The sequence below is a fragment of the Pseudomonas sp. P4_B3 genome (assembly GCF_056402295.1).
Window position 1 is genome coordinate 118503 of record NZ_JBFUHR010000011.1, and the last position, 18857, is coordinate 137359.

19 protein-coding genes are annotated in these 18857 nt (G+C 60.9%); 11 read left to right on the forward strand and 8 right to left on the reverse strand.

The features are described 5' to 3' along the window. Positions 1-27: 27 nt before the first annotated feature. The 3 genes from asd to AC1DWG_RS14915 are packed head-to-tail and all read right to left on the reverse strand — an operon-like array spanning position 28 to position 3302. Positions 28-888: an archaetidylserine decarboxylase gene (asd, locus tag AC1DWG_RS14905; protein WP_477763675.1), complete on the reverse strand. Its 861-nt coding sequence runs from the start codon at positions 886-888 to the stop codon at positions 28-30. An 18-nt stretch (positions 889-906) separates the two neighbouring features. Continuing rightward, positions 907-1722, reverse strand: coding sequence for a rhodanese-like domain-containing protein (locus AC1DWG_RS14910; RefSeq protein ID WP_477763674.1), 816 nt, complete (start codon positions 1720-1722; stop codon positions 907-909). A gap of 41 nt (positions 1723-1763) precedes the next feature. Continuing rightward, a complete protein-coding gene (locus AC1DWG_RS14915) occupies positions 1764-3302 on the reverse strand; it encodes an HDOD domain-containing protein (protein WP_477787949.1) in 1539 nt (512 codons plus the stop codon). A gap of 167 nt (positions 3303-3469) precedes the next feature. On the opposite strand from AC1DWG_RS14915, the gene motA reads away from it, so the two are divergent. After that, a complete protein-coding gene (gene motA, locus AC1DWG_RS14920) occupies positions 3470-4321 on the forward strand; it encodes a flagellar motor stator protein MotA (RefSeq protein ID WP_150754807.1) in 852 nt (283 codons plus the stop codon). Positions 4322-4324: 3 nt separating this feature from the next. Next, entirely contained in the window at positions 4325-5353 is a 1029-nt protein-coding gene (motB, locus tag AC1DWG_RS14925) for a flagellar motor protein MotB (protein WP_477763672.1), read from the forward strand. Positions 5354-5404: 51 nt separating this feature from the next. On the opposite strand, the gene AC1DWG_RS14930 is transcribed toward motB, so the two are convergent. The 4 genes from AC1DWG_RS14930 to rsgA all read right to left on the reverse strand — a co-directional run bounded on the left by AC1DWG_RS14930 (position 5405) and on the right by rsgA (position 8495). Beyond that, positions 5405-5896: a toll/interleukin-1 receptor domain-containing protein gene (locus AC1DWG_RS14930; protein ID WP_477754986.1), complete on the reverse strand. Its 492-nt coding sequence runs from the start codon at positions 5894-5896 to the stop codon at positions 5405-5407. Then, positions 5896-6855 (reverse strand): caspase family protein, encoded by a 960-nt coding sequence (locus tag AC1DWG_RS14935; RefSeq protein ID WP_477763671.1) that lies wholly within the window; start codon positions 6853-6855, stop codon positions 5896-5898. The genes AC1DWG_RS14930 and AC1DWG_RS14935 overlap by 1 nt, the downstream gene beginning before the upstream one ends. Positions 6856-6857: 2 nt before the next feature. Beyond that, positions 6858-7265 carry a TIR domain-containing protein gene (locus tag AC1DWG_RS14940; RefSeq protein ID WP_477763670.1) on the reverse strand — a complete coding sequence of 136 codons (408 nt, stop codon included), beginning with the start codon at positions 7263-7265 and terminating at the stop codon, positions 6858-6860. Between the two features lie 198 nt (positions 7266-7463). Continuing rightward, positions 7464-8495 carry a small ribosomal subunit biogenesis GTPase RsgA gene (rsgA, locus tag AC1DWG_RS14945; protein WP_095943175.1) on the reverse strand — a complete coding sequence of 344 codons (1032 nt, stop codon included), beginning with the start codon at positions 8493-8495 and terminating at the stop codon, positions 7464-7466. 106 nt (positions 8496-8601) lie between these two features. On the opposite strand from rsgA, the gene orn reads away from it, so the two are divergent. Together orn and AC1DWG_RS14955 are read left to right on the forward strand one after the other, a co-directional pair. Then, positions 8602-9144 (forward strand): oligoribonuclease, encoded by a 543-nt coding sequence (gene orn, locus AC1DWG_RS14950; protein WP_477763669.1) that lies wholly within the window; start codon positions 8602-8604, stop codon positions 9142-9144. 15 nt (positions 9145-9159) lie between these two features. Next, on the forward strand, positions 9160-9762 hold the full coding sequence (locus AC1DWG_RS14955; RefSeq protein ID WP_477787950.1) for a trimeric intracellular cation channel family protein: 603 nt from the start codon (positions 9160-9162) through the stop codon (positions 9760-9762). Here AC1DWG_RS14955 and queG read toward each other — a convergent pair. Then, the gene (queG, locus tag AC1DWG_RS14960; protein ID WP_477787951.1) at positions 9744-10823 is read right to left on the reverse strand and encodes a tRNA epoxyqueuosine(34) reductase QueG; all 1080 of its coding nucleotides are present in this window, start codon (positions 10821-10823) and stop codon (positions 9744-9746) included. The genes AC1DWG_RS14955 and queG overlap by 19 nt on opposite strands. A gap of 63 nt (positions 10824-10886) precedes the next feature. Between queG and AC1DWG_RS14965 the strand changes: the two genes are divergently transcribed. From AC1DWG_RS14965 to hflX, 7 genes are all read left to right on the forward strand, one after another. Then, a complete protein-coding gene (locus AC1DWG_RS14965) occupies positions 10887-12386 on the forward strand; it encodes an NAD(P)H-hydrate dehydratase (protein WP_477787952.1) in 1500 nt (499 codons plus the stop codon). After that, positions 12374-12844, forward strand: a complete 471-nt coding sequence (gene tsaE / locus AC1DWG_RS14970; protein WP_150727883.1) for a tRNA (adenosine(37)-N6)-threonylcarbamoyltransferase complex ATPase subunit type 1 TsaE — start codon at positions 12374-12376, stop codon at positions 12842-12844. Before AC1DWG_RS14965 ends, tsaE begins: the two co-directional genes overlap by 13 nt. Further along, entirely contained in the window at positions 12845-14275 is a 1431-nt protein-coding gene (locus AC1DWG_RS14975; RefSeq protein WP_477754993.1) for an N-acetylmuramoyl-L-alanine amidase, read from the forward strand. Continuing rightward, on the forward strand, positions 14272-16182 hold the full coding sequence (gene mutL, locus AC1DWG_RS14980; protein ID WP_477787953.1) for a DNA mismatch repair endonuclease MutL: 1911 nt from the start codon (positions 14272-14274) through the stop codon (positions 16180-16182). Before AC1DWG_RS14975 ends, mutL begins: the two co-directional genes overlap by 4 nt. Continuing rightward, a complete protein-coding gene (miaA, locus tag AC1DWG_RS14985) occupies positions 16182-17153 on the forward strand; it encodes a tRNA (adenosine(37)-N6)-dimethylallyltransferase MiaA (protein ID WP_477763665.1) in 972 nt (323 codons plus the stop codon). The genes mutL and miaA overlap by 1 nt, the downstream gene beginning before the upstream one ends. Before the next feature lie 92 nt (positions 17154-17245). Beyond that, on the forward strand, positions 17246-17506 hold the full coding sequence (hfq, locus tag AC1DWG_RS14990) for an RNA chaperone Hfq (protein ID WP_007902656.1): 261 nt from the start codon (positions 17246-17248) through the stop codon (positions 17504-17506). Positions 17507-17518: 12 nt separating this feature from the next. Next, entirely contained in the window at positions 17519-18820 is a 1302-nt protein-coding gene (hflX, locus tag AC1DWG_RS14995; protein ID WP_008048071.1) for a ribosome rescue GTPase HflX, read from the forward strand. The last annotated feature ends 37 nt before the right edge of the window (positions 18821-18857 follow it).

An 18857-nucleotide genomic window follows, 5' to 3' on the forward strand; every position in this document is an offset into this window, starting at 1 on the left:
CCGGCAAGCCGGCTCCTACTGGAATGGTCAGGCCTTCGGCAGGCCCATGCCCTGACCCATCTGCACCGCTGTACCGGCGGTCATTTCTTCAGCCCACTTCACTTGATCCGGCCCGAACAGCACGACAGCGGTCGAACCCAGCTTGAAGCGACCCAGTTCTGCGCCTTTTTCCAGGTGGATCGGCGCGCGTGCGGCTTCGTCATAACGGAAGGTTTTCAACTCGCGCTTGGGCGGTGTCACCAGACCGGCCCAGACGGTTTCAATCGATGCAACGATCATTGCGCCCACCAGCACCACGGCCATCGGCCCGCGCTCGGTGTCGAAAATGCACGCCACGCGTTCGTTGCGGGCAAACAATTCCGGAACGTTTTCAGCGGTGGTCTGGTTGACCGAGAACAGACGACCCGGGATGTAGACCATCTCGCGCAGGGTGCCGGCCAGTGGCATGTGCACGCGGTGATAGTCCTTCGGCGACAGGTAGATGGTCGCGAAGTCACCGCCCATGAACGGCGCAGCATTTGCCGCATCGCCACCCAACAGTTCCAGCACGCTGAAACTGTGACCCTTGGCCTGGAACACGCGACCGTGCTCGATCGGGCCGAGCTGGCTGATCGCGCCGTCAGCCGGGCTGAGGATCGCGTCCGGGGTTTCGTCCAGCGGACGGGCACCGTCTTTCAGTGCACGGGTGAAGAACGCGTTGAAGTGCTCGTAGGCGGTCAGGTCTTCGACCAGGGCCTGGGACATGTCCACCTGATAACGCTTGGCGAACCAGGCGGTGAACGCATTCTTGAACCAGCGCACGCGGCATTCGGCGATGCAGCCGGCCAGTCGCGAGAGCAAGTTGTGGGGCAGCAGGTACTGGCCGAGGAGAAACAGACGCTTGTTCATTAACGGTCCTTAAAAATCTCAAATTTCTACCGGGGTATCGGGATGGTTGCCCCATTCGCCCCAAGAGCCGGCGTAGCCTTTGACCCGCGGATAACCGAGAGCCTTGGCCACCAGATAGGTGAAGCCAGAACGATGGTGGGTCTGGCAGTGGGTAATCACTTCTTTGTCTTTGCTGATCCCGAGTTGTTCGAGGATCTGCGGCATGTCGGTGCGGATGCGCAGCTGACGTGCCTTATCCATGCCGGCGGTCCATTCGAAATTGACCGCGCCGGGAATGTGGCCACCCTTGGCTGCCAGGACTTTCTCGCCGGAGTACTCCAGCGGGCCGCGAGCATCCCAGATTGCCAGGTCGGCGGCGCCGAGTCGGCTTTGCAGGTATTCGCGGGTGGCGGTGGGTTCATCGTGCAAGGTCAGTGAAACCGGGCCACCCACGGGTGGCGGGATCTGGATCGACATGGGCAAACCTTCTGCCAGCCAGGCCGGCAGGCCGCCGTCGACATAGTAGTACTTGCTGTGGCCGATGACATCCAGCAGCCAGATGAAGCGCCCGGCCCAACCACCGCCTTCGTCGTCATACACCACATAGATCGCATCGGGGTTGTGTCCCAGCTCACCAAACAAGGTTTCGAGTGCGGCCTGCGGGGGCATCAGTCCCGGGGCGGGGGCCTGGCCGAGCTGCGTGCGTTTCGGATCGACAAAGTGCGCGCCGGGAATGTGCCCTTCGGCGTAGCGGGCGGCACTGGTCAAGTCCACCAGAATCAATTCGCGAGCGTCGAGGCGAGGGAGCAAGTCGCTCGGCTCGATCACCAGCGGCAAGCCAGAGAAGTCAGACATGTGAGGTCTCCAGAGCACAAAAGGGGGGATTGTAGCGCAGCTTATTGGCCACGGTGGCTAAAGCTGTGCAGGGCTTTCTCGATGCACTGCGCGGTTTTGCCGAAGGCCTGTACGGAAATTTCCGAAAACGGTCCGCCGCCCTGGTCCGCCACGACGATCATGATCACCCGGCCATTATTGACCAGCGAGCGTAGCAGCAGGTGTTCGCCGCTGAACTGCGAACGCAGGCTGTTGGGCAGCAGCGCCGAGAATTGCGCGTTGTTGGCTGGCGTCAGGCGCACCTGGGCCTGTTGCGCGAGCAGGCGTTGCAACACGTTGCTCTGGCTGACCACGAAGTTCAACCCGGCCGCTTCCTTCGGCAGACCGGCCGTCTGGTGCGCGCGCAGGTTGGCTTGGGTGCGGTCGGCCATCAGGATCATCACCCGACGCATGCCGCAGGCTGCGAGGGCGTCCCGGGCGGCGATGGTCAGGTGCATGGCGTTGGTGAAGCGACTCGGCTCGGCCAGCAATTCGGCACATTGCTTGCGCCACTTCGCCAGGTCTTCGGCGGTGGGTGCCGATGCCGGCAGCAGCCCGGCGTGGATACGATTCATGCCCCACGGCCAGATCAGTGATTCGGCGGGGTGCCAGAGGTCGGGCATGGCGTGTTGGCGTGCGCTGTTGGCAGCTTGCTGGTGCAGTTGCTGTTGCACCTCGTCCATCGGCATTTGCAGGTAAAGGCTGGTCAGGAATTGCCAGCGCTCACTGTGCGGGCTGTCCCAGGCGTGTTGCGCCGACAGTGCCAGCCCATTGGCCAGCAATACCGTATTGGCCGGTTGATTGAGCCAGCGGCGCAGGGTCGGGTCGTCATCGAGACGGTTCTGCTGGCGCAGTGGATGCTCGCTGTCACGGGCGATACGCAGGACTTTCACCAGTTCCCGCTGTTCAGTGAGCAGCAGTCGATAGCCCTGCTGCACCCAGATCGGCAAGCGCCAGATCTCCACCATCGCCTGGCCGATCTCCAGCAGGCGTACGCCAAGCAATTGCTTTTCGACTTTGCATGCGGACTCGCCTTTGTGGATGACCCGCAACTCCCATTCTTCGAGCAGTTTTGGATGGGTCAGCGCCAACGGCCACAGGGGCGAAAGAAACAGCAGGCTGCCCCAGTGGATGTCCTGCCACAGCCGCGCCAGGCGGCTGGCGAAAAAACCGTTGGCCTGTTGCGTGGCGTGCTGGCTGATCATCTGCAGCTGACGCAAGGCTTTGGGGATCTCGGACCGGGGTTCGGCGGGCAGGCGCGCGAGCAGTTCTTCCGTGCGCTTCAAGCCGAGGCGGTTGATTGCAATTTCAAGGTTTTCCGCAGGTTCGGTCATGCTGCCATGGGTATGCCGGTTGGCTTCGCGAATCACGCTCAAGGCCAGGGCCGGACTGCCTTGCATCAAGTCAGCGATGTCGCGCAGCGAGCTGCGATTGTCACGGATGGCCTTGCAGACCCGGTCGTGGCTGGCTTGCGGAACCGGCAGGCGTACGCCATCAAGAAGCTTGACCCAGCCTTCGAGAGTGGTCGGTTTCGGGGCTGGAACGTTCGTTTCGTTAACCATGGTGGGAGGCGATCATCGTCAACATTACCTGTGCCCGGATGGGGTCAAATCAGTTTTTCGCCTGAACTGGCTATAGTCTGGCGCAGTTTTGCCGATAAGGAGAAGAAGAGATTTTTTAACTTCCGAATATGACCTTGAACCCGACTCAGTAAGTGCTCTCCTAACCTATGGCTAAAATTATCGGCATCATCGTCGTATTCGCGAGCGTGCTCGGCGGATACGTGCTTTCCCACGGCAAGATTGCCGCCTTGATCCAGCCTTTCGAGGTCATGATCATCGGTGGCGCCGCCCTTGGTGCATTCTTGCAGGCCAACCCCGGCTACATGACGATGCACGTGCTCAAGAAGTCCCTGAGCATGTTCGGCTCGCGCTTCAATCACGGCTTCTACCTTGAAGTGCTGGGCCTGATCTACGAGATCCTCAACAAGAGCCGCCGCGAAGGCATGATGGCCATCGAAGGCGACATCGAAGATGCCGCCGCGAGCCCGATCTTCGCCAAGTACCCGACGGTCCTCAAGGACGAGCGCATGACCGCGTTCATCTGCGATTACCTGCGCATCATGTCCTCCGGCAACATGGCCCCGCACGAGCTGGAAGGCTTGTTCGACATGGAACTGTTCAGCCTCAAGGAAGACCTGGAACACCCATCCCACGCCGTGAACGGCATCGCCGACGCCATGCCCGGTTTCGGTATTGTCGCGGCGGTACTGGGGATCGTGGTGACCATGGCTTCGCTGGGTGAGGGCGATCAGAAGTCCATTGGCCTGCACGTCGGTGCGGCACTGGTCGGTACCTTCTTCGGTATTCTCGCCGCCTACGGTTTCTTCGGCCCGCTGGCCCATTCCCTGGCCCACGATGCCAAGGAAGAACTGAACGTCTACGAAGCCATCAAGGCCTCGCTGGTGGCTTCGGCTTCCGGCATGCCGCCATCGCTGGCCGTGGAGTTCGGGCGCAAGGTGCTGTACCCGGCGCACCGTCCAAGCTTCGCCGAGCTGGAACAAGCGGTTCGCGGTCGTTAAGTTATGGAAAACAATCAGCCGATAATCATCAAGCGCGTCAAGCGCATCGCTGGCGGGCACCACGGAGGCGCGTGGAAAATCGCCTTCGCCGACTTCGCCACGGCGATGATGGCGTTCTTCCTGGTGTTGTGGCTGCTGTCCACCGCCACGCCGGAACAGAAGATTGCCATCGCCGGTTACTTCAAGGACCCGATCGGCTTTTCCGAAAGCGGTACGCCGTACATCATCGATCTGGGCGGCACGCCGACCCTGGCGCCGGAAAACACCCTCAACCCCGAAGTGAAGTCCCAGCCGCAGCCGGACAAGGTCACCATCGATACCGACCAGGTCGAAGGCATGGCCGAGCAGGTCGAAAAAGAACGCCTCGAGCTGTTGCTGCAAGAGCTGCAGAACAAGGTCGAAGAAAACCCGCAGCTGCAGAAGTTCAAGGATCAGATCCTGTTCGAAATCACGCCGGACGGCCTGCGAATCCAGATCATGGACGCGGAAAACCGCCCGATGTTCGACTCGGGTTCAGCCCGTCTGAAGCCGTATTTCGAAGACATCCTGCTGGCCATGGCCGACACCATCAAGGCGGTGCCGAACAAGATCAGCATCAGCGGCCACACCGATGCCAAGCCGTACACCGGCACCGGTGATTTCGGTAACTGGGAGCTTTCTGCCAACCGAGCCAACGCCGCTCGGCGTGCGCTGGTGGCGGGCAGCTATCCGGATGCACAGGTGGCGCGCGTGGTCGGCTATGCCTCGTCGGCCCTGTTCGATCGCGAGCATCCGTTCAACCCGGTTAACCGCCGTATCGACATCGTGGTGCTGACGAAGAAAGCCCAGCGTGCGATCGAAGGTTCGCAAGGGGCGGAGCCTGCTCCTGATGCGCCGCAAGGTTCGGCTGCTCCGGGAGCCGCACCGTCTACACCGGTCGACCCGAACGCGTTGCCGGCGGACAAGGAACCTCTGCCGGCTCATGAACTGCGTGAGCGTCTGAACCTGTTCGATGATCCGGCACCGAAACCGGGTGAGCCGCCCAAGCAGTGACCGACAAAAAAGCCGACAGCGATGTCGGCTTTTTTGTCGGCGTTTTCTACGTTAAAAGCCGCGGGTGATTCGGGATTTGAGATCGGCGTGAAAGCGATCCGCATTGGATTTGTTGACGCTGCGCACCGACTCGCTGCCGGTCACCGATTCCAGCGACATCGAGCGCTTGAGTGTCGCTTCGTTGCGATAGGCATCGATAAAGAACTCGATGTCCCGGTCGCTGATCAGCTTCGGCCATTTATCGAGGTACAGCGGCAGCTCTGTCGGGCCGGTCTTGAACGAGCAGATACGCCGATTAGTGATAGTCGCCTCGCCGATTTCGAACGGCACCCACCAGGACAGCGCGGTTTTCTCCGACACCACCGCCAGCAGGTGCGTGCATTCGCTGATGTTGCGGGTGATCACCCCGGTGATGTCATCGGTGGTCTGGGATTCGATATCCAGTACGTCGAGGTAGGTCTTGATATTGGCCTGGATCAGGCGCCCGTTGATTTTGACCGCGTGGGCGCGATCCATGTGGCGGTAGCTGATAAACACTGGCATCAGAAATGTCCCTTGATCGCGAGTTCGCGGTAATAGGCGCCGAGGGCGGTGAGGCGGCAGCCGGTGGAGTGGATGGCGGCGTAGTACATGTGTTCGGCGTCCACCGGTTCGACCAGGCTGTGGCGGTTGCACTTTTGCAGTTGGGCGAAGACTTCGCCGTGTTCAGGGTTGAACTCGGGTTCGGTGGGCTCAAAGCTGGGGGCGAGGGGGTATACCGACTCCGCTTCGGCAAACCATTCGGGGAGTTTGCGCAGGATTTCCTTGGGGATCAGCGGCGACACTTCGCGCAGGGAAATGAACTGCGAGACGTTAGTCTTGAACACCGGACGCTGTTCCCAGGCGTCGAGGGCATTGTCGACAAACGAATAAAGGCTGCCGGGAGTGATCTTGCCCAGGATGTTCGCTGCACCACCGTGCAGGGCCTGGAGCAGCAATCCGGTGAACACGCCGTGCTGCACGCCCTCCATCGCCGGCTCTTCCTTTTTGCAGGCGGTCAGGATGGTCATGCCTTCGCCGACCACGCTGCCTTCACTGCGCAAGGCGCGCAGTTCGCCGGCCGAGCCGCTCTGGCAACAATCGAGAATGATCACTTTGTTCTTGATCTTCGTGGCCTTGCTCGCCCAGTTGAGGATGTCGCTGAGGCGAATCCCGTCCTTGGCGCTCTTGTAGTCCTGCGGGATCAACATGCCTTCGTCGGTGTCGGTATCGAAGCTGCCGTGGCCGGCGAAATACAGCAGCGCGACGTTGCAGTCCCCGGCAAACAGCTCGCGGATCTGGTCTTCGAGTTTTTCCCGGCTCAGGTAGTCCTCGGCGGAGGTCAGTACGATGTTCTTGAAGTTCGGATCGCCATTGGCATCGGTCTTCAAAACGGACGCCATGGCCATGGCGTCATTGCTGCAACCGCTCAGGCGCGATACATGGGTGTAGTCGTTGATGCCGATAAACAGTCCCTTGCGCATGGTTACACCGCCGTATGCTGGCGAATCGCATCGATGATGCTGTTGGTGTTCCACGCACATTCGGCATGTGCCGCGTCACGTACCACCGTGGAAATGCGCTCGGCACCGAACGGCTTGATCGCAATGATCACCTTGCCCATGCGCTTGGCGATCTCGATTTCCTTGTTGATCCACTTGCTGTAGGTGGAATACATCCCGGCCATGATCAATACCGCCGAACACGGGCGAATCTTGTTTTCGATGGCCTCCTCAAGTTGTTTGTCGGTTTTCGCGCCGACAATCGGGTTGTCCGGTGGCACCGAAAAATTCTTGTAGGTGAAACCGGGCCAGGCGTTGAGCAAGCGTACGAGATTGTCGTGGGCGTCGGGGTAGTTCCACGAGTGGCTGATGAACAGGTGGTAGGTTTGCATGGGTGTCCCTCGGTGTCGCAGGAGTGCGAAGAGGGTTTGAACTTAGGTGAATACAGGGCGGCCACAAGGTGTCGGCGCGGAAAGAGAAATGCCCTACAAGCGAGCGTGCGCGCGTCTTACAGAAAGTTCTGATGTTTAAGCGGGGGAAGATCCAGCCACCGGCCGCCCCGCTGAAGGCAGGGCGGCCGGTACGTCTGTTTAGTAGCCGTTTTCCGGCAGACTGGCGATGATCGAGCGGTAGCTGTTCATCCGTTGCTGCTGCACGCGGCCGTCTTCAAGGGCCTTGAGCAGCGCGCAACCAGGTTCGCGGTCGTGCTTGCAGTCGCGGAAGCGGCAGGTGCCGAGCAGATCGTTGAACTCGATGAAACCAGCTTCGACGTCGGCACGGCTGACGTGGCCCAGGCCGAATTCGCGGATACCCGGGGAGTCGATCAACTCACCGCCGCCGGGGAAGTGGAACAACCGCGCGGTGGTGGTGGTGTGAGTGCCCTGGCCGGACAGTTCGGACAACGGACCGACGCGGGTTTCGACTTCCGGCAGCAGGCTGTTGACCAGCGATGACTTGCCGACACCGGACTGACCGACGAACACGCTGATACGCCCGTCCAGCTGCTTCTGCAACTGCTCCATACCGTTGCCGTGGTGCGCCGACACTTCCAGCACCGGATAGCCGAGGGTGCGGTACACCGCGAGCAAGGCATTCAGCGCAGGAGCGTTGTTGTCGTCGATCAGGTCGAACTTGTTCAGCAGCAACAACGGTTTGATGCCCGCATGCTCGGCCGCCACCAGGTAGCGGTCGATCAGGTTGGCGTGGGGCTCGGGCAGCGGTGCAAACACGATGACGATCATGTCGACGTTGGCCGCAACAGGCTTGAGCTGACCACGGCTATCCGGGCGACACAGCTCGGTGTTGCGCGGCAGTTGCGCCACGATCACGCCGATGCCCTGGTTGCCGGCACGCCAGACCACCTGATCGCCGGTCACCAGCGCCGGCAGGTTGGCACGCAGGTGACAACGGAACACCTGGCCGGCCAGTTCGCCATCACGGGCTTCGACTTCGACCTGCACGCCGAAGTGCGCGATCACCAGGCCGTGCTGTTCCGGGCCCAGATCGCCGCCCTCAAGCGCCTCGACAGCCGAGGACTCGCGTTTGGCGGCGCGGGCAGCGCGTTCGCCCTGAATCTTTTCGATGCGCCAGTTTTGACGACGATTGAGTTGGCGTTTGGCCATGGGTGTTCCGTATAAAGAATGCAGCGATTAGGTAAAACGGCCGCGAGTTTAGCACGCCCGGCTACCGGCCTAGGCTAAACTGCGCAGCATTGCCTAGGAGCCAAACATGCAAAACCCACAGAACCTGATCTGGATCGACCTGGAAATGACCGGTCTGAACCCGGACACCGACGTCATCATCGAAATGGCCACCATCGTCACCGACAGTGACCTGAACACCCTGGCCGAAGGCCCGGTGATCGCCATTCACCACAGCGACGAAATCCTCGCCGGCATGGACGAGTGGAACACCCGTCAGCACGGCGGTTCCGGGTTGACCCAGCGGGTTCGCGACAGCCGCATCAGCATGGCCGAAGCCGAAGCACAAACCATCGCATTCCTGGAGAAGTGGGTGCCGAAGGGCAAATCGCCGATCTGCGGCAACAGCATCTGTCAGGATCGGCGCTTCCTTTATACCCACATGAAATCCCTGGAAAGTTTCTTCCACTACCGCAACCTCGACGTGTCCACGCTCAAAGAGCTGGCTGCGCGCTGGGCACCGGACGTGCGTGACAGCTTCAAGAAAGGCAGCACCCACCTGGCCCTGGACGACATCCGCGAATCCATCGCCGAGTTGCAGCACTACCGCAAGCATTTCATCAAGTTCTGATACGGCCCACGGTCCTTGTGTAGGAGCTGCCGCAGGCTGCGATCTTTTGATCTTGAACATCAAAAGGCAGGGCGTCGTGGCATGGACTGGTTCGGTGTGGTGTTGATCGCTTGCGTCACGGCACTGGGGGGCGGGTCGGTGCGCGATGTGCTGCTCGGGCATTACCCGCTGACGTGGGTCAAACACCCGGAATACCTGGTGCTGACCACGGCTGCCGCCATGATCACAGTGTTCACGGCGCGCTGGATGCGCCATCTGCGTTCACTGTTTCTGGTGCTCGATGCCATGGGGCTGGTGGCTTTCACCCTGATCGGCTGCATCACCGCCCTGGAAATGGGCCACGGCATGTTGGTGGCCTCGGTCAGCGGCGTGATTACCGGCGTCTTCGGCGGCATCCTGCGGGACATCTTCTGCAACGATATTCCGCTGATCTTTCGCCGTGAGCTCTATGCCAGCGTCTCGTTTGCGGCGGCGTGGTGCTACATGCTCTGCATCTATCTGCAATTACCCAATGAACAATCGATTCTGATCACCTTGTTCGGCGGTTTCCTGTTGCGCTTGCTGGCGATCCGTTTTCATTGGGAAATGCCCAAGTTCGTCTATAACGACGAAGCCTGACGTTCGGCGTGTTGCCGCAATGCCCACTCGACATGTTCACGTACCAGTTCCGAAGGATGTTCCCGACGCGCCTTCAGCGCCTCCAGCACAGGAATCGTTGATGGCGCATTGCCCAGACCTACCGCCAGATTGCGCAACCAGTTTTCGTAACCGGTCCGGCGTAGTGGCGAGCCTTCGGTGCTGCTCAGGAATTTGTCCTCGTCCCACATGAACAGTTCCGCCAGCCCGGCATTGTCCAGGTTGTGCCGCGGCTTGAAGTCGCTTTCACCGGACGGACGGGCGAAGCGGTTCCACGGGCAGACAATCTGGCAGTCATCGCAACCGAACACCCGATTGCCGATCAGCGGCCGCAGGTCTTCAGGGATCGCGCCTTTGAGTTCGATGGTCAGGTAGGAAATGCAGCGCCGGGCATCCAGCACATAGGGGCCGACGAAGGCATTGGTCGGGCAAATGTCGAGGCAGGCGCTGCACCGCCCGCAGTGTTCGGTGGCGTGGGGCGGGTCGACCGGCAGCGGCAAGTCGACGAACAGTTCGGCGAGGAAGAAATAACTGCCTGCCTTGCGATTCAAGACCAGGGTATTTTTGCCGATCCATCCAAGCCCCGCCTGTTCGGCGATGGCTTTTTCCAGCACCGGCGCGCTGTCGACGAAGGCGCGATACCCAAACGGGCCGATCTCGGCCTGAATTTTTTCCGCCAGTTGTTGCACGCGTTTGCGGATCAGCTTGTGGTAATCGCGACCCAGGGCATAACGGGAGACGTAGGCTTTTTCCGGTTTGGCCAACACTTTCGCCATTTGGGTGTCGCCGGCCAGGTAGTCCATGCGCAGCGAAACCACGCGCAAAGTGCCCGGCACCAGCTCTTCGGGGTGCGAGCGTTTGCTGCCGTGGGCGCCCATGTAGTCCATTTCGCCGTGGTAGCCGGCTTCGAGCCAGCGTTCCAGGTGCTGCTCATGCTCGGCCAGGTCGAGGCCGCTGATGCCGACTTGCTGAAAGCCCAGCTCGCGGCCCCAGTCCTTGATGGATTGGGCGAGAGCGGGCAGGTCTGTGGTAATAGCGGGCATGAGACAAGAGAAACCGGAGCTGAGGTGCGTATAATTCTGCCAGACATCGGAGCCTGAAGACGCATGCCGCACACTAAAGATGAATTACCCGACGCGCTGTATAGCGCCGCCCAGGTGCGAGCACTCGACGCGAGCCTGATTGCCGCCGGCACAGCGGGCTTCGAATTGATGCAGCGCGCGGCGCGGGCGACGTGGCGGGCGCTGGTGCGGCAGTGGCCGACAGCGAACGAGCTGAGCGTTCTGGCCGGTCATGGCAACAATGCCGGGGACGGGTACCTGGTGGCAGCGCTGGCCCAGCGTGCCGGTTGGTCGGTGCGGGTGCTGGCGGTGGGGGATCCGCAGCGCTTGCAGGGCGATGCGGCGTTAGCCCATGCCGAGGCGGTGTCCGAAAACGTGCTCATCGAGCCCTGGACCGCACAATCCGGATTGCGCGGCATTGTGCTGGATGCTTTGCTTGGTACCGGCCTGAGCGGTGATGTGCGTGAGCCGTATGCCAGCGCCATCGGCGCGATCAATGCCAGCGGGCTGCCGGTTGCGGCGGTGGATATTCCGTCAGGGTTGTGCGCTGATACGGGCCGCATCCATGGTCATGCCGTGCATGCCGACCTGACGGTCACGTTCATTGGCTTGAAGGTGGGGTTGTTCACCGGTGGTGCGGCGGATGTGGTGGGCGAACTGGTGTTCAATGACTTGCACGCCGATTCGCAGTTGGTTGGTGGCGCGGCGTTCACCGCTCGTCGTCTGACGGCCGCTAACCTTCCGCGTCCAGCGCCCCGGACCCCGACCTCCCATAAAGGCCGATTCGGCCATGTGCTGCTGATCGGTGGTGATCGCGGGTTGGGTGGCGCGATTCTGCTGAGCGCGCAAAGTGCGCTGCGCAGCGGGGCGGGCATGGTGTCGGTGGCGACCCGTAGCGAACACGTGTCCGCCGCGCTGGCGCGGATCCCCGAGGCGATGGTGCTGGGCACTTCGTCGGCCAATCAGTTGATGGTTTTGCTGCAAAAAGTTTCCGTGTTGGTTGTCGGTCCGGGGCTGGGGCAGGCGGGTTGGGGGCGCAGCTTGTTGTCGGCCGCCGCCAACGCACCGCTGCCGCAAGTCTGGGACGCCGATGCGCTGAACCTGTTGGCCGAGGAGCGTGTGAGTTTGCCCAAGGATTGCGTGATCACCCCGCATCCGGGCGAGGCGGCGCGTTTGCTTGGAATGAGTACGCTACAGGTTCAAGCCGATCGACCGGCAGCGGCCCATGCATTGAGCAAAAAATATACAGCTGTCGTCGTCTTAAAAGGTGCCGGCAGCCTGATCGCCCATCCCGATGGGCGTCTGGCGCTGTGTCATCAGGGGCACCCGGCCATGGCCACCGCCGGTTTGGGCGATGTGTTGGCCGGGTTGATCGGCGCATTGCTGGCCCAGGGCATGGAGCCATTTGACGCAGCCTGCCTGGCGGTCTGGCTGCACGCCAATGCCGGCGAGCAACAAGGAAAATTCGGCCGTGGGCTGGCGGCCAGTGATCTGATCCCAGCCATTCGTCAGTTGTTGGAGGAGCAAGCACCGTGTCTGAAGTAACCCTGTACCTGGCCGATGAGCAGGCCATGAGCGACTTTGGAGCACGCATTGCCCGAATCACCCAAGGCCATGGCCTGATCTTCCTCGAGGGCAACCTGGGGATGGGCAAAACCACGTTGTCCCGAGGCATCATCCGCGGCTTTGGGCATGTCGGAGCAGTCAAAAGCCCGACCTTCACCCTGGTTGAGCCCTACGAGATCGGCGACATTCGCGCCTTCCATTTCGATTTGTACCGTCTGGTCGATCCGGAGGAACTGGAGTTCCTCGGTATCCGCGACTACTTCGAAGACGATGCCCTGTGTCTGATCGAGTGGCCCGACAAAGGTGCAGGCTTTTTGCCAAAGCCCGACCTGACCATTACCATTAGCCCGCAAGACAGCGGGCGTTCGCTGAAAATTTTATCCCAGGGCTCGCGTGGCGAGGCCTGGTGTGCCGCTTTGGCATTGGAATCCAAATAGATGATGGGGTTAGGTATGCGCTTTCGCGCGTTGGTGGCTGCCGTAGGGGTGTTGTTTTTGGCGGTGACCGTCGACGCTGTGGCCGATTCGAAGGTCAACAGTGTTCGTCTGTGGCGGGCACCGGACAACACACGACTGGTGTTTGACCTGACCGGCCCGGTGCAACACAGCGTCTTTACCCTGACGGCTCCGGATCGCCTGGTCATCGACATCAATGGCGCGACCCTCGGTGCGCCGCTCAACGTCAACACCTCGAACACCCCGATTACCGCCATGCGCTCGGCTCAACGCACGCCGACCGACCTACGGGTGGTTATCGATCTGAAAAGGGCGGTAACGCCGAAGAGCTTCTCCCTGGCGCCGAACGCCCAGTACGGCAACCGGTTGGTGGTCGATCTGTTCGATAACGCCGCGGATGCCGCTCCTCCTCCAGCGCCAACACCGTCGGTCGCCACGGTGCCCGCCGTGCCGGTCACACCTGCGGAACCGGCGATCAAGTTGCCACCGGCCCCGGCTGGCAAGCGCGATATCATTGTGGTGATCGACGCCGGTCACGGTGGCGAAGACCCGGGGGCTTCGGGTTCTCGCGGTCAGCGTGAAAAAGACGTAGTACTGGCCATCGCCCGTGAATTGCAACGGCAGGTCAACGGCATGAAAGGCTTCCGCGCCGAACTGACCCGTACCGGTGACTACTTCATTCCGTTGCGCGGCCGTACCGAAATTGCCCGCAAGAAAGGCGCCGACCTGTTCGTCTCGATTCATGCCGATGCCGCGCCTTCTGCCGCCGCTTTCGGTGCTTCGGTATTTGCCCTGTCTGATCGCGGCGCGACTTCGGAGACGGCCCGTTGGCTGGCCGACAGCGAAAACCGTTCCGACCTGATCGGTGGTGCCGGCAACGTCAGCCTCGATGACAAGGACCGCATGCTCGCTGGCGTGCTGCTCGACCTGTCGATGACCGCATCCCTGACGTCCAGCCTGAACGTTGGCCAGAAGGTGCTGAGCAACATTGGCCGGGTTACGCCTTTGCACAAGCAACGGGTTGAGCAGGCCGGGTTCATGGTGCTGAAGTCGCCGGATATTCCGTCGATCCTGGTGGAAACCGGGTTTATCTCCAACGCTGACGAAGCCTCGAAGCTTGCTGCGTCCAGCCACCAGCAGGCGCTGGCGCGTTCGATCAGCAGCGGCGTGCGCCAGTTCTTCCAGCAGAACCCGCCGCCGGGCACTTACATTGCCTGGCTGCGCGACTCCGGCAAGATTGTGCAAGGTCCACGTGACCACCGCGTCAACCCGGGCGAGACCCTGGCGATGATCGCCGTGCGCTATCAAGTGTCGCCCGCCACCCTGCGCAGTGCCAACAACCTGTCGAGCGATGAGCTCAAGATCGGTCAGCACCTGACTATTCCGGGCACTGAACTGGCGGCCAAAGAATGAATCAGGTTGTGAACAACAGCGCTCGCATCGAGCTGCTCAGCCCGAGACTGGCGAACCAGATTGCGGCGGGTGAGGTGGTCGAACGCCCGGCTTCGGTGATCAAGGAGTTGCTGGAAAACAGCCTCGACTCCGGCGCCAAGCGTATCGATGTCGATGTGGAGCAGGGCGGCGTCAAGCTGCTGCGGGTGCGCGACGATGGCAGCGGCATTTCCGCTGATGACCTGCCGCTGGCGCTGGCCCGTCACGCCACCAGCAAGATCCGCAACCTGGAAGACCTCGAGCAGGTCATGAGCCTGGGGTTTCGTGGTGAGGCCCTGGCATCGATCAGCTCCGTGGCGCGCCTGACCCTGACCTCCCGCACCCGCGACGCCGATCAGGCCTGGCAGGTCGAGACCGAAGGCCGGGACATGGCGCCTCGCGTGCAGCCCGCGGCCCATCCGGTGGGCACATCGGTTGAAGTGCGCGACTTGTTCTTCAATACGCCGGCGCGGCGCAAATTTCTCAAGACAGAAAAAACCGAATTCGATCACCTGCAAGAAGTGATCAGGCGCCTGGCCCTGGCGCGCTTCGATGTGGCGTTCCATCTGCGCCACAACGGCAAGACCATCCTCAGCCTGCACGAGGCCCATGATGATGCGGCCCGTGCCCGGCGCGTGGCAGCGATCTGCGGGCCGGGCTTCCTGGAACAGGCGCTGCCGATCGAGATCGAGCGCAACGGCCTGCATCTATGGGGCTGGGTCGGGCTGCCGACCTTCAACCGCAGCCAGGCGGACTTGCAGTATTTCTTCGTCAATGGCCGTGCGGTGCGCGACAAACTGGTGGCTCACGCTGTGCGCCAGGCTTATCGCGACGTACTGTTCAATGGTCGGCACCCGACCTTCGTGCTGTTTTTCGAAGTCGATCCGACCGGCGTCGACGTCAACGTGCACCCGACCAAGCACGAAGTGCGCTTCCGTGAAGGACGCATGGTTCACGATTTTCTCTATGGCACCTTGCACCGTGCCTTGGGCGATGTGCGGCCGGACGATCATCTGGCGGCGCCAGTTGCCACGGCCATCGTCCGGCCTACCGGTCTCGAAGCCGGTGAGTTCGGGCCCCAGGGCGAAATGCGCCTGGCCGCCAATGCGCTGCTGGAACAGCCTCAGGCTCAGCCGTCGTTCAGTACGCCGGCGGGTTCGGGAGCTGGCGCGGGTTATCAATATCAATACACGCCGCGTCCGCAGTCCGGTGTGCCTGTCGCCGAAGCGCAGGCCGCCTATCGCGAGTTCTTTGCGCCGCTGCCCGAGGCCAATGCCGTTGCGCTACCGGCCGGGCAGGACGACATCCCGCCGCTCGGTTATGCACTGGCACAACTCAAGGGCATCTACATTCTTTCGGAAAACGCCCAGGGCTTGGTGCTGGTGGACATGCACGCCGCCCACGAGCGGATCATGTATGAGCGTCTGAAGGTGGCGATGGCCAGCGAGGGCCTGAGCGGCCAGCCGTTGCTGGTGCCGGAGTCCCTGGCCGTCAGTCAGCGTGAAGCCGATTGCGCCGAGGAACATGTCGCCTGGTTCCAGCGTCTGGGCTTTGAATTGCAGCGTTTGGGCCCGGAAACCCTGGCGATCCGGCAGATTCCGGCACTGCTCAATCAGGCCGAGGCCAACCGGCTGGTCGCCGACGTCCTGGCCGACCTGATGGAGTTCGGCACCAGCGACCGCATTCAGGCGCACCTGAACGAATTGCTCGGGACCATGGCCTGCCACGGTGCGGTTCGTGCAAATCGGCGTTTGGCCCTGCCGGAAATGAACGCTCTGCTGCGTGACATGGAAAGCACCGAGCGCAGCGGTCAATGCAACCATGGCCGACCGACCTGGACCCAGCTGGGCCTGGACGATCTGGACAAACTCTTCTTGCGCGGTCGTTGATGAGCCAGTTCCCACCTGCGATTTTCCTGATGGGCCCGACCGCCGCCGGCAAGACCGATCTGGCCATCGAACTCACCAAGGTCCTGCCGTGCGAGTTGATCAGCGTCGATTCGGCGCTGGTCTACCGTGGCATGGACATTGGCACCGCCAAGCCTTCCAAAGAGCTGCTGGCGCAGTATCCGCATCGTCTGATCGATATTCTCGACCCGGCCGAGAGCTATTCGGCTGCGGATTTCCGCCGTGACGCCCTGGAAGCCATGGCGGAGATCACCGCACGCGGAAAAATTCCGCTGCTGGTGGGCGGCACCATGCTCTATTACAAGGCTTTGGTTGAAGGTCTGGCAGATATGCCGGCGGCCGATCCCGACGTCCGCGCGCAAATCGAAGAAGAGGCTGCACGCCTTGGCTGGCAAGCCTTGCATGAACAATTGGCGGTGATCGATCCGGAGTCTGCGGCGCGGATTCACCCGAACGATCCCCAGCGCCTCAGTCGGGCGCTGGAAGTTTATCGTGTCAGCGGTCAAAGCATGACTGCCCTGCGTATGCAACAATCTGCGCAAAGTACTGAAGCAGCCGCTTCGGGACGACAACAATTGCCCTATACTGTCGCGAACTTGGCCATTGCCCCGGCAAATCGTCAGGTACTGCACGAACGAATTAAACAAAGATTCACTTTAATGTTGGAACAGGGATTCATTGACGAGGTCGTAGCCCTGCGCAAGAGAGGTGACCTGCATGCCGGGTTGCCGTCTATACGTGCAGTAGGCTACCGCCAAGTCTGGGACTACCTGGATGGCAAGCTGACGTCAGCCGAGATGCAGGAGCGTGGAATCATTGCCACGCGCCAATTGGCGAAACGTCAGTTCACCTGGCTGCGCAGTTGGACTGATCTGCATTGGCTGGACAGTCTGGATTGCGACAATCTGCCGCGCGCCTTGAAATACCTGGGGACCGTCTCCATATTGAGCTGAGTCCTTGCAATTGCCGTCTATCCTTGGGGGTGTGACGGCCAAAGCCATCTGTTTACCTATTTTTATATTGAATCCTTAAAGGAGTGCGGCACATGTCAAAAGGGCATTCGCTACAAGACCCTTACTTGAATACGTTACGTAAAGAGAAAGTTGGGGTGTCCATCTACCTGGTCAACGGTATCAAACTGCAAGGCACGATCGAGTCTTTCGACCAGTTCGTTATCCTGCTGAAAAACACCGTCAGCCAAATGGTCTACAAACACGCTATCTCTACAGTGGTGCCGGTTCGTCCAATTCGTCTGCCTAGCGCAACCGAATCCGAAGCAGGTGACGCTGAGCCAGGTAACGCCTGATAGGAGTCTCCTTTGTTCTTTGAGCGCCACGGTGGTGGTGAGCGAGTAATCCTCGTTCACTTGGATGGACAGGACCCTGAGGCGCGCGAAGATCCGCAGGAGTTTCAGGAATTGGCTAACTCGGCGGGTGCCGAGACCGTCGCGTTTTTTAACGTGCCGCGTCATCGGCCAACCGCCAAGACCCTGATTGGCAGTGGCAAGGTCGAGGAACTGCGCGACCTGGTCAAAGCCGAACAGGCCGATCTGGTGATTTTCAATCACATCCTCACACCCAGTCAGGAACGTAACCTCGAACGTGTTTTCGAGTGTCGCGTGATCGACCGTACCGGTCTGATTCTCGATATTTTCGCCCAGCGCGCCCGTACCCATGAAGGCAAGCTCCAGGTCGAACTGGCCCAGCTTGACCACATGAGCACCCGGCTGGTTCGTGGCTGGACTCACCTTGAGCGCCAGGGTGGCGGTATCGGTATGCGTGGCCCGGGTGAAACCCAGCTGGAAACCGACCGCCGTTTGCTGCGGGTTCGCCTGCGGCAGATCAAGGGTCGGCTGGAGAAAGTGCGCAGCCAGCGAGAACAGTCGCGCCGTGGCCGATCGCGTGCGGATATTCCTACCGTGTCTCTGGTGGGGTACACCAACGCCGGTAAATCCACGCTCTTCAATAACGTGACGAAATCCGACGTCTACGCAGCTGACCAATTGTTTGCCACGCTGGACCCGACCCTGCGTCGTCTGGATATAGACGATCTGGGGCCGATTGTCCTGGCGGACACTGTGGGTTTCATTCGCCACTTGCCCCACAAGCTGGTCGAAGCATTTCGGTCTACCCTCGAAGAGTCGAGCAACTCCGATCTGTTGTTGCACGTGATCGATGCGGCCGAACCAGATCGCATGTTGCAGATCGAGCAGGTAATGGTGGTGCTCGGGGAGATTGGTGCTCAGGACTTGCCGATCCTCGAGGTCTATAACAAACTCGATTTGCTTGAGGGCGTTGAGCCACAAATCCAGCGCGACGAAAACGGCAAGCCCCAACGGGTCTGGCTGTCGGCGCGTGATGGCAGTGGTCTGGAATTGCTTGAGCAAGCCATTGCCGAGTTACTGGGCAGTGATTTGTTTGTCGGTACCTTGCGCTTGCCGCAACGATTCGCTCGACTGCGTGCGCAGTTCTTCGAACTCGGTGCGGTGCAGAAAGAAGAACACGACGAAGAAGGCATCAGTTTGCTGGCCGTTCGTTTGCCCCGGGTCGAGTTGAATCGACTGGTAAGCCGCGAGGGATTGCAGCCGATGGAGTTCATCGAGCAACACACTTTGCAATAAAAGCCTGGGAAAGCGGTTGTGCCGTGGTGACAGGCAT

Bases quoted from the DNA above. Each gene is read 5' to 3' on its own strand.
- AC1DWG_RS14915 (WP_477787949.1), bottom strand. From the start codon at position 3,302: ATGGTTAACGAAACGAACGTTCCAGCCCCGAAACCGACCACTCTCGAA.
- AC1DWG_RS14975 (WP_477754993.1), top strand. From the start codon at position 12,845: ATGATGGGGTTAGGTATGCGCTTTCGCGCGTTGGTGGCTGCCGTAGGG.
- AC1DWG_RS14910 (WP_477763674.1), bottom strand. From the start codon at position 1,722: ATGTCTGACTTCTCTGGCTTGCCGCTGGTGATCGAGCCGAGCGACTTG.
- rsgA (WP_095943175.1), bottom strand. From the start codon at position 8,495: ATGGCCAAACGCCAACTCAATCGTCGTCAAAACTGGCGCATCGAAAAG.
- miaA (WP_477763665.1), top strand. From the start codon at position 16,182: ATGAGCCAGTTCCCACCTGCGATTTTCCTGATGGGCCCGACCGCCGCC.
- motB (WP_477763672.1), top strand. From the start codon at position 4,325: ATGGAAAACAATCAGCCGATAATCATCAAGCGCGTCAAGCGCATCGCT.
- AC1DWG_RS14935 (WP_477763671.1), bottom strand. From the start codon at position 6,855: ATGCGCAAGGGACTGTTTATCGGCATCAACGACTACACCCATGTATCG.
- asd (WP_477763675.1), bottom strand. From the start codon at position 888: ATGAACAAGCGTCTGTTTCTCCTCGGCCAGTACCTGCTGCCCCACAAC.
- mutL (WP_477787953.1), top strand. From the start codon at position 14,272: ATGAATCAGGTTGTGAACAACAGCGCTCGCATCGAGCTGCTCAGCCCG.
- orn (WP_477763669.1), top strand. From the start codon at position 8,602: ATGCAAAACCCACAGAACCTGATCTGGATCGACCTGGAAATGACCGGT.
- queG (WP_477787951.1), bottom strand. From the start codon at position 10,823: ATGCCCGCTATTACCACAGACCTGCCCGCTCTCGCCCAATCCATCAAG.
- AC1DWG_RS14965 (WP_477787952.1), top strand. From the start codon at position 10,887: ATGCCGCACACTAAAGATGAATTACCCGACGCGCTGTATAGCGCCGCC.
- AC1DWG_RS14940 (WP_477763670.1), bottom strand. From the start codon at position 7,265: ATGCAAACCTACCACCTGTTCATCAGCCACTCGTGGAACTACCCCGAC.
- AC1DWG_RS14930 (WP_477754986.1), bottom strand. From the start codon at position 5,896: ATGCCAGTGTTTATCAGCTACCGCCACATGGATCGCGCCCACGCGGTC.
- motA (WP_150754807.1), top strand. From the start codon at position 3,470: ATGGCTAAAATTATCGGCATCATCGTCGTATTCGCGAGCGTGCTCGGC.
- hfq (WP_007902656.1), top strand. From the start codon at position 17,246: ATGTCAAAAGGGCATTCGCTACAAGACCCTTACTTGAATACGTTACGT.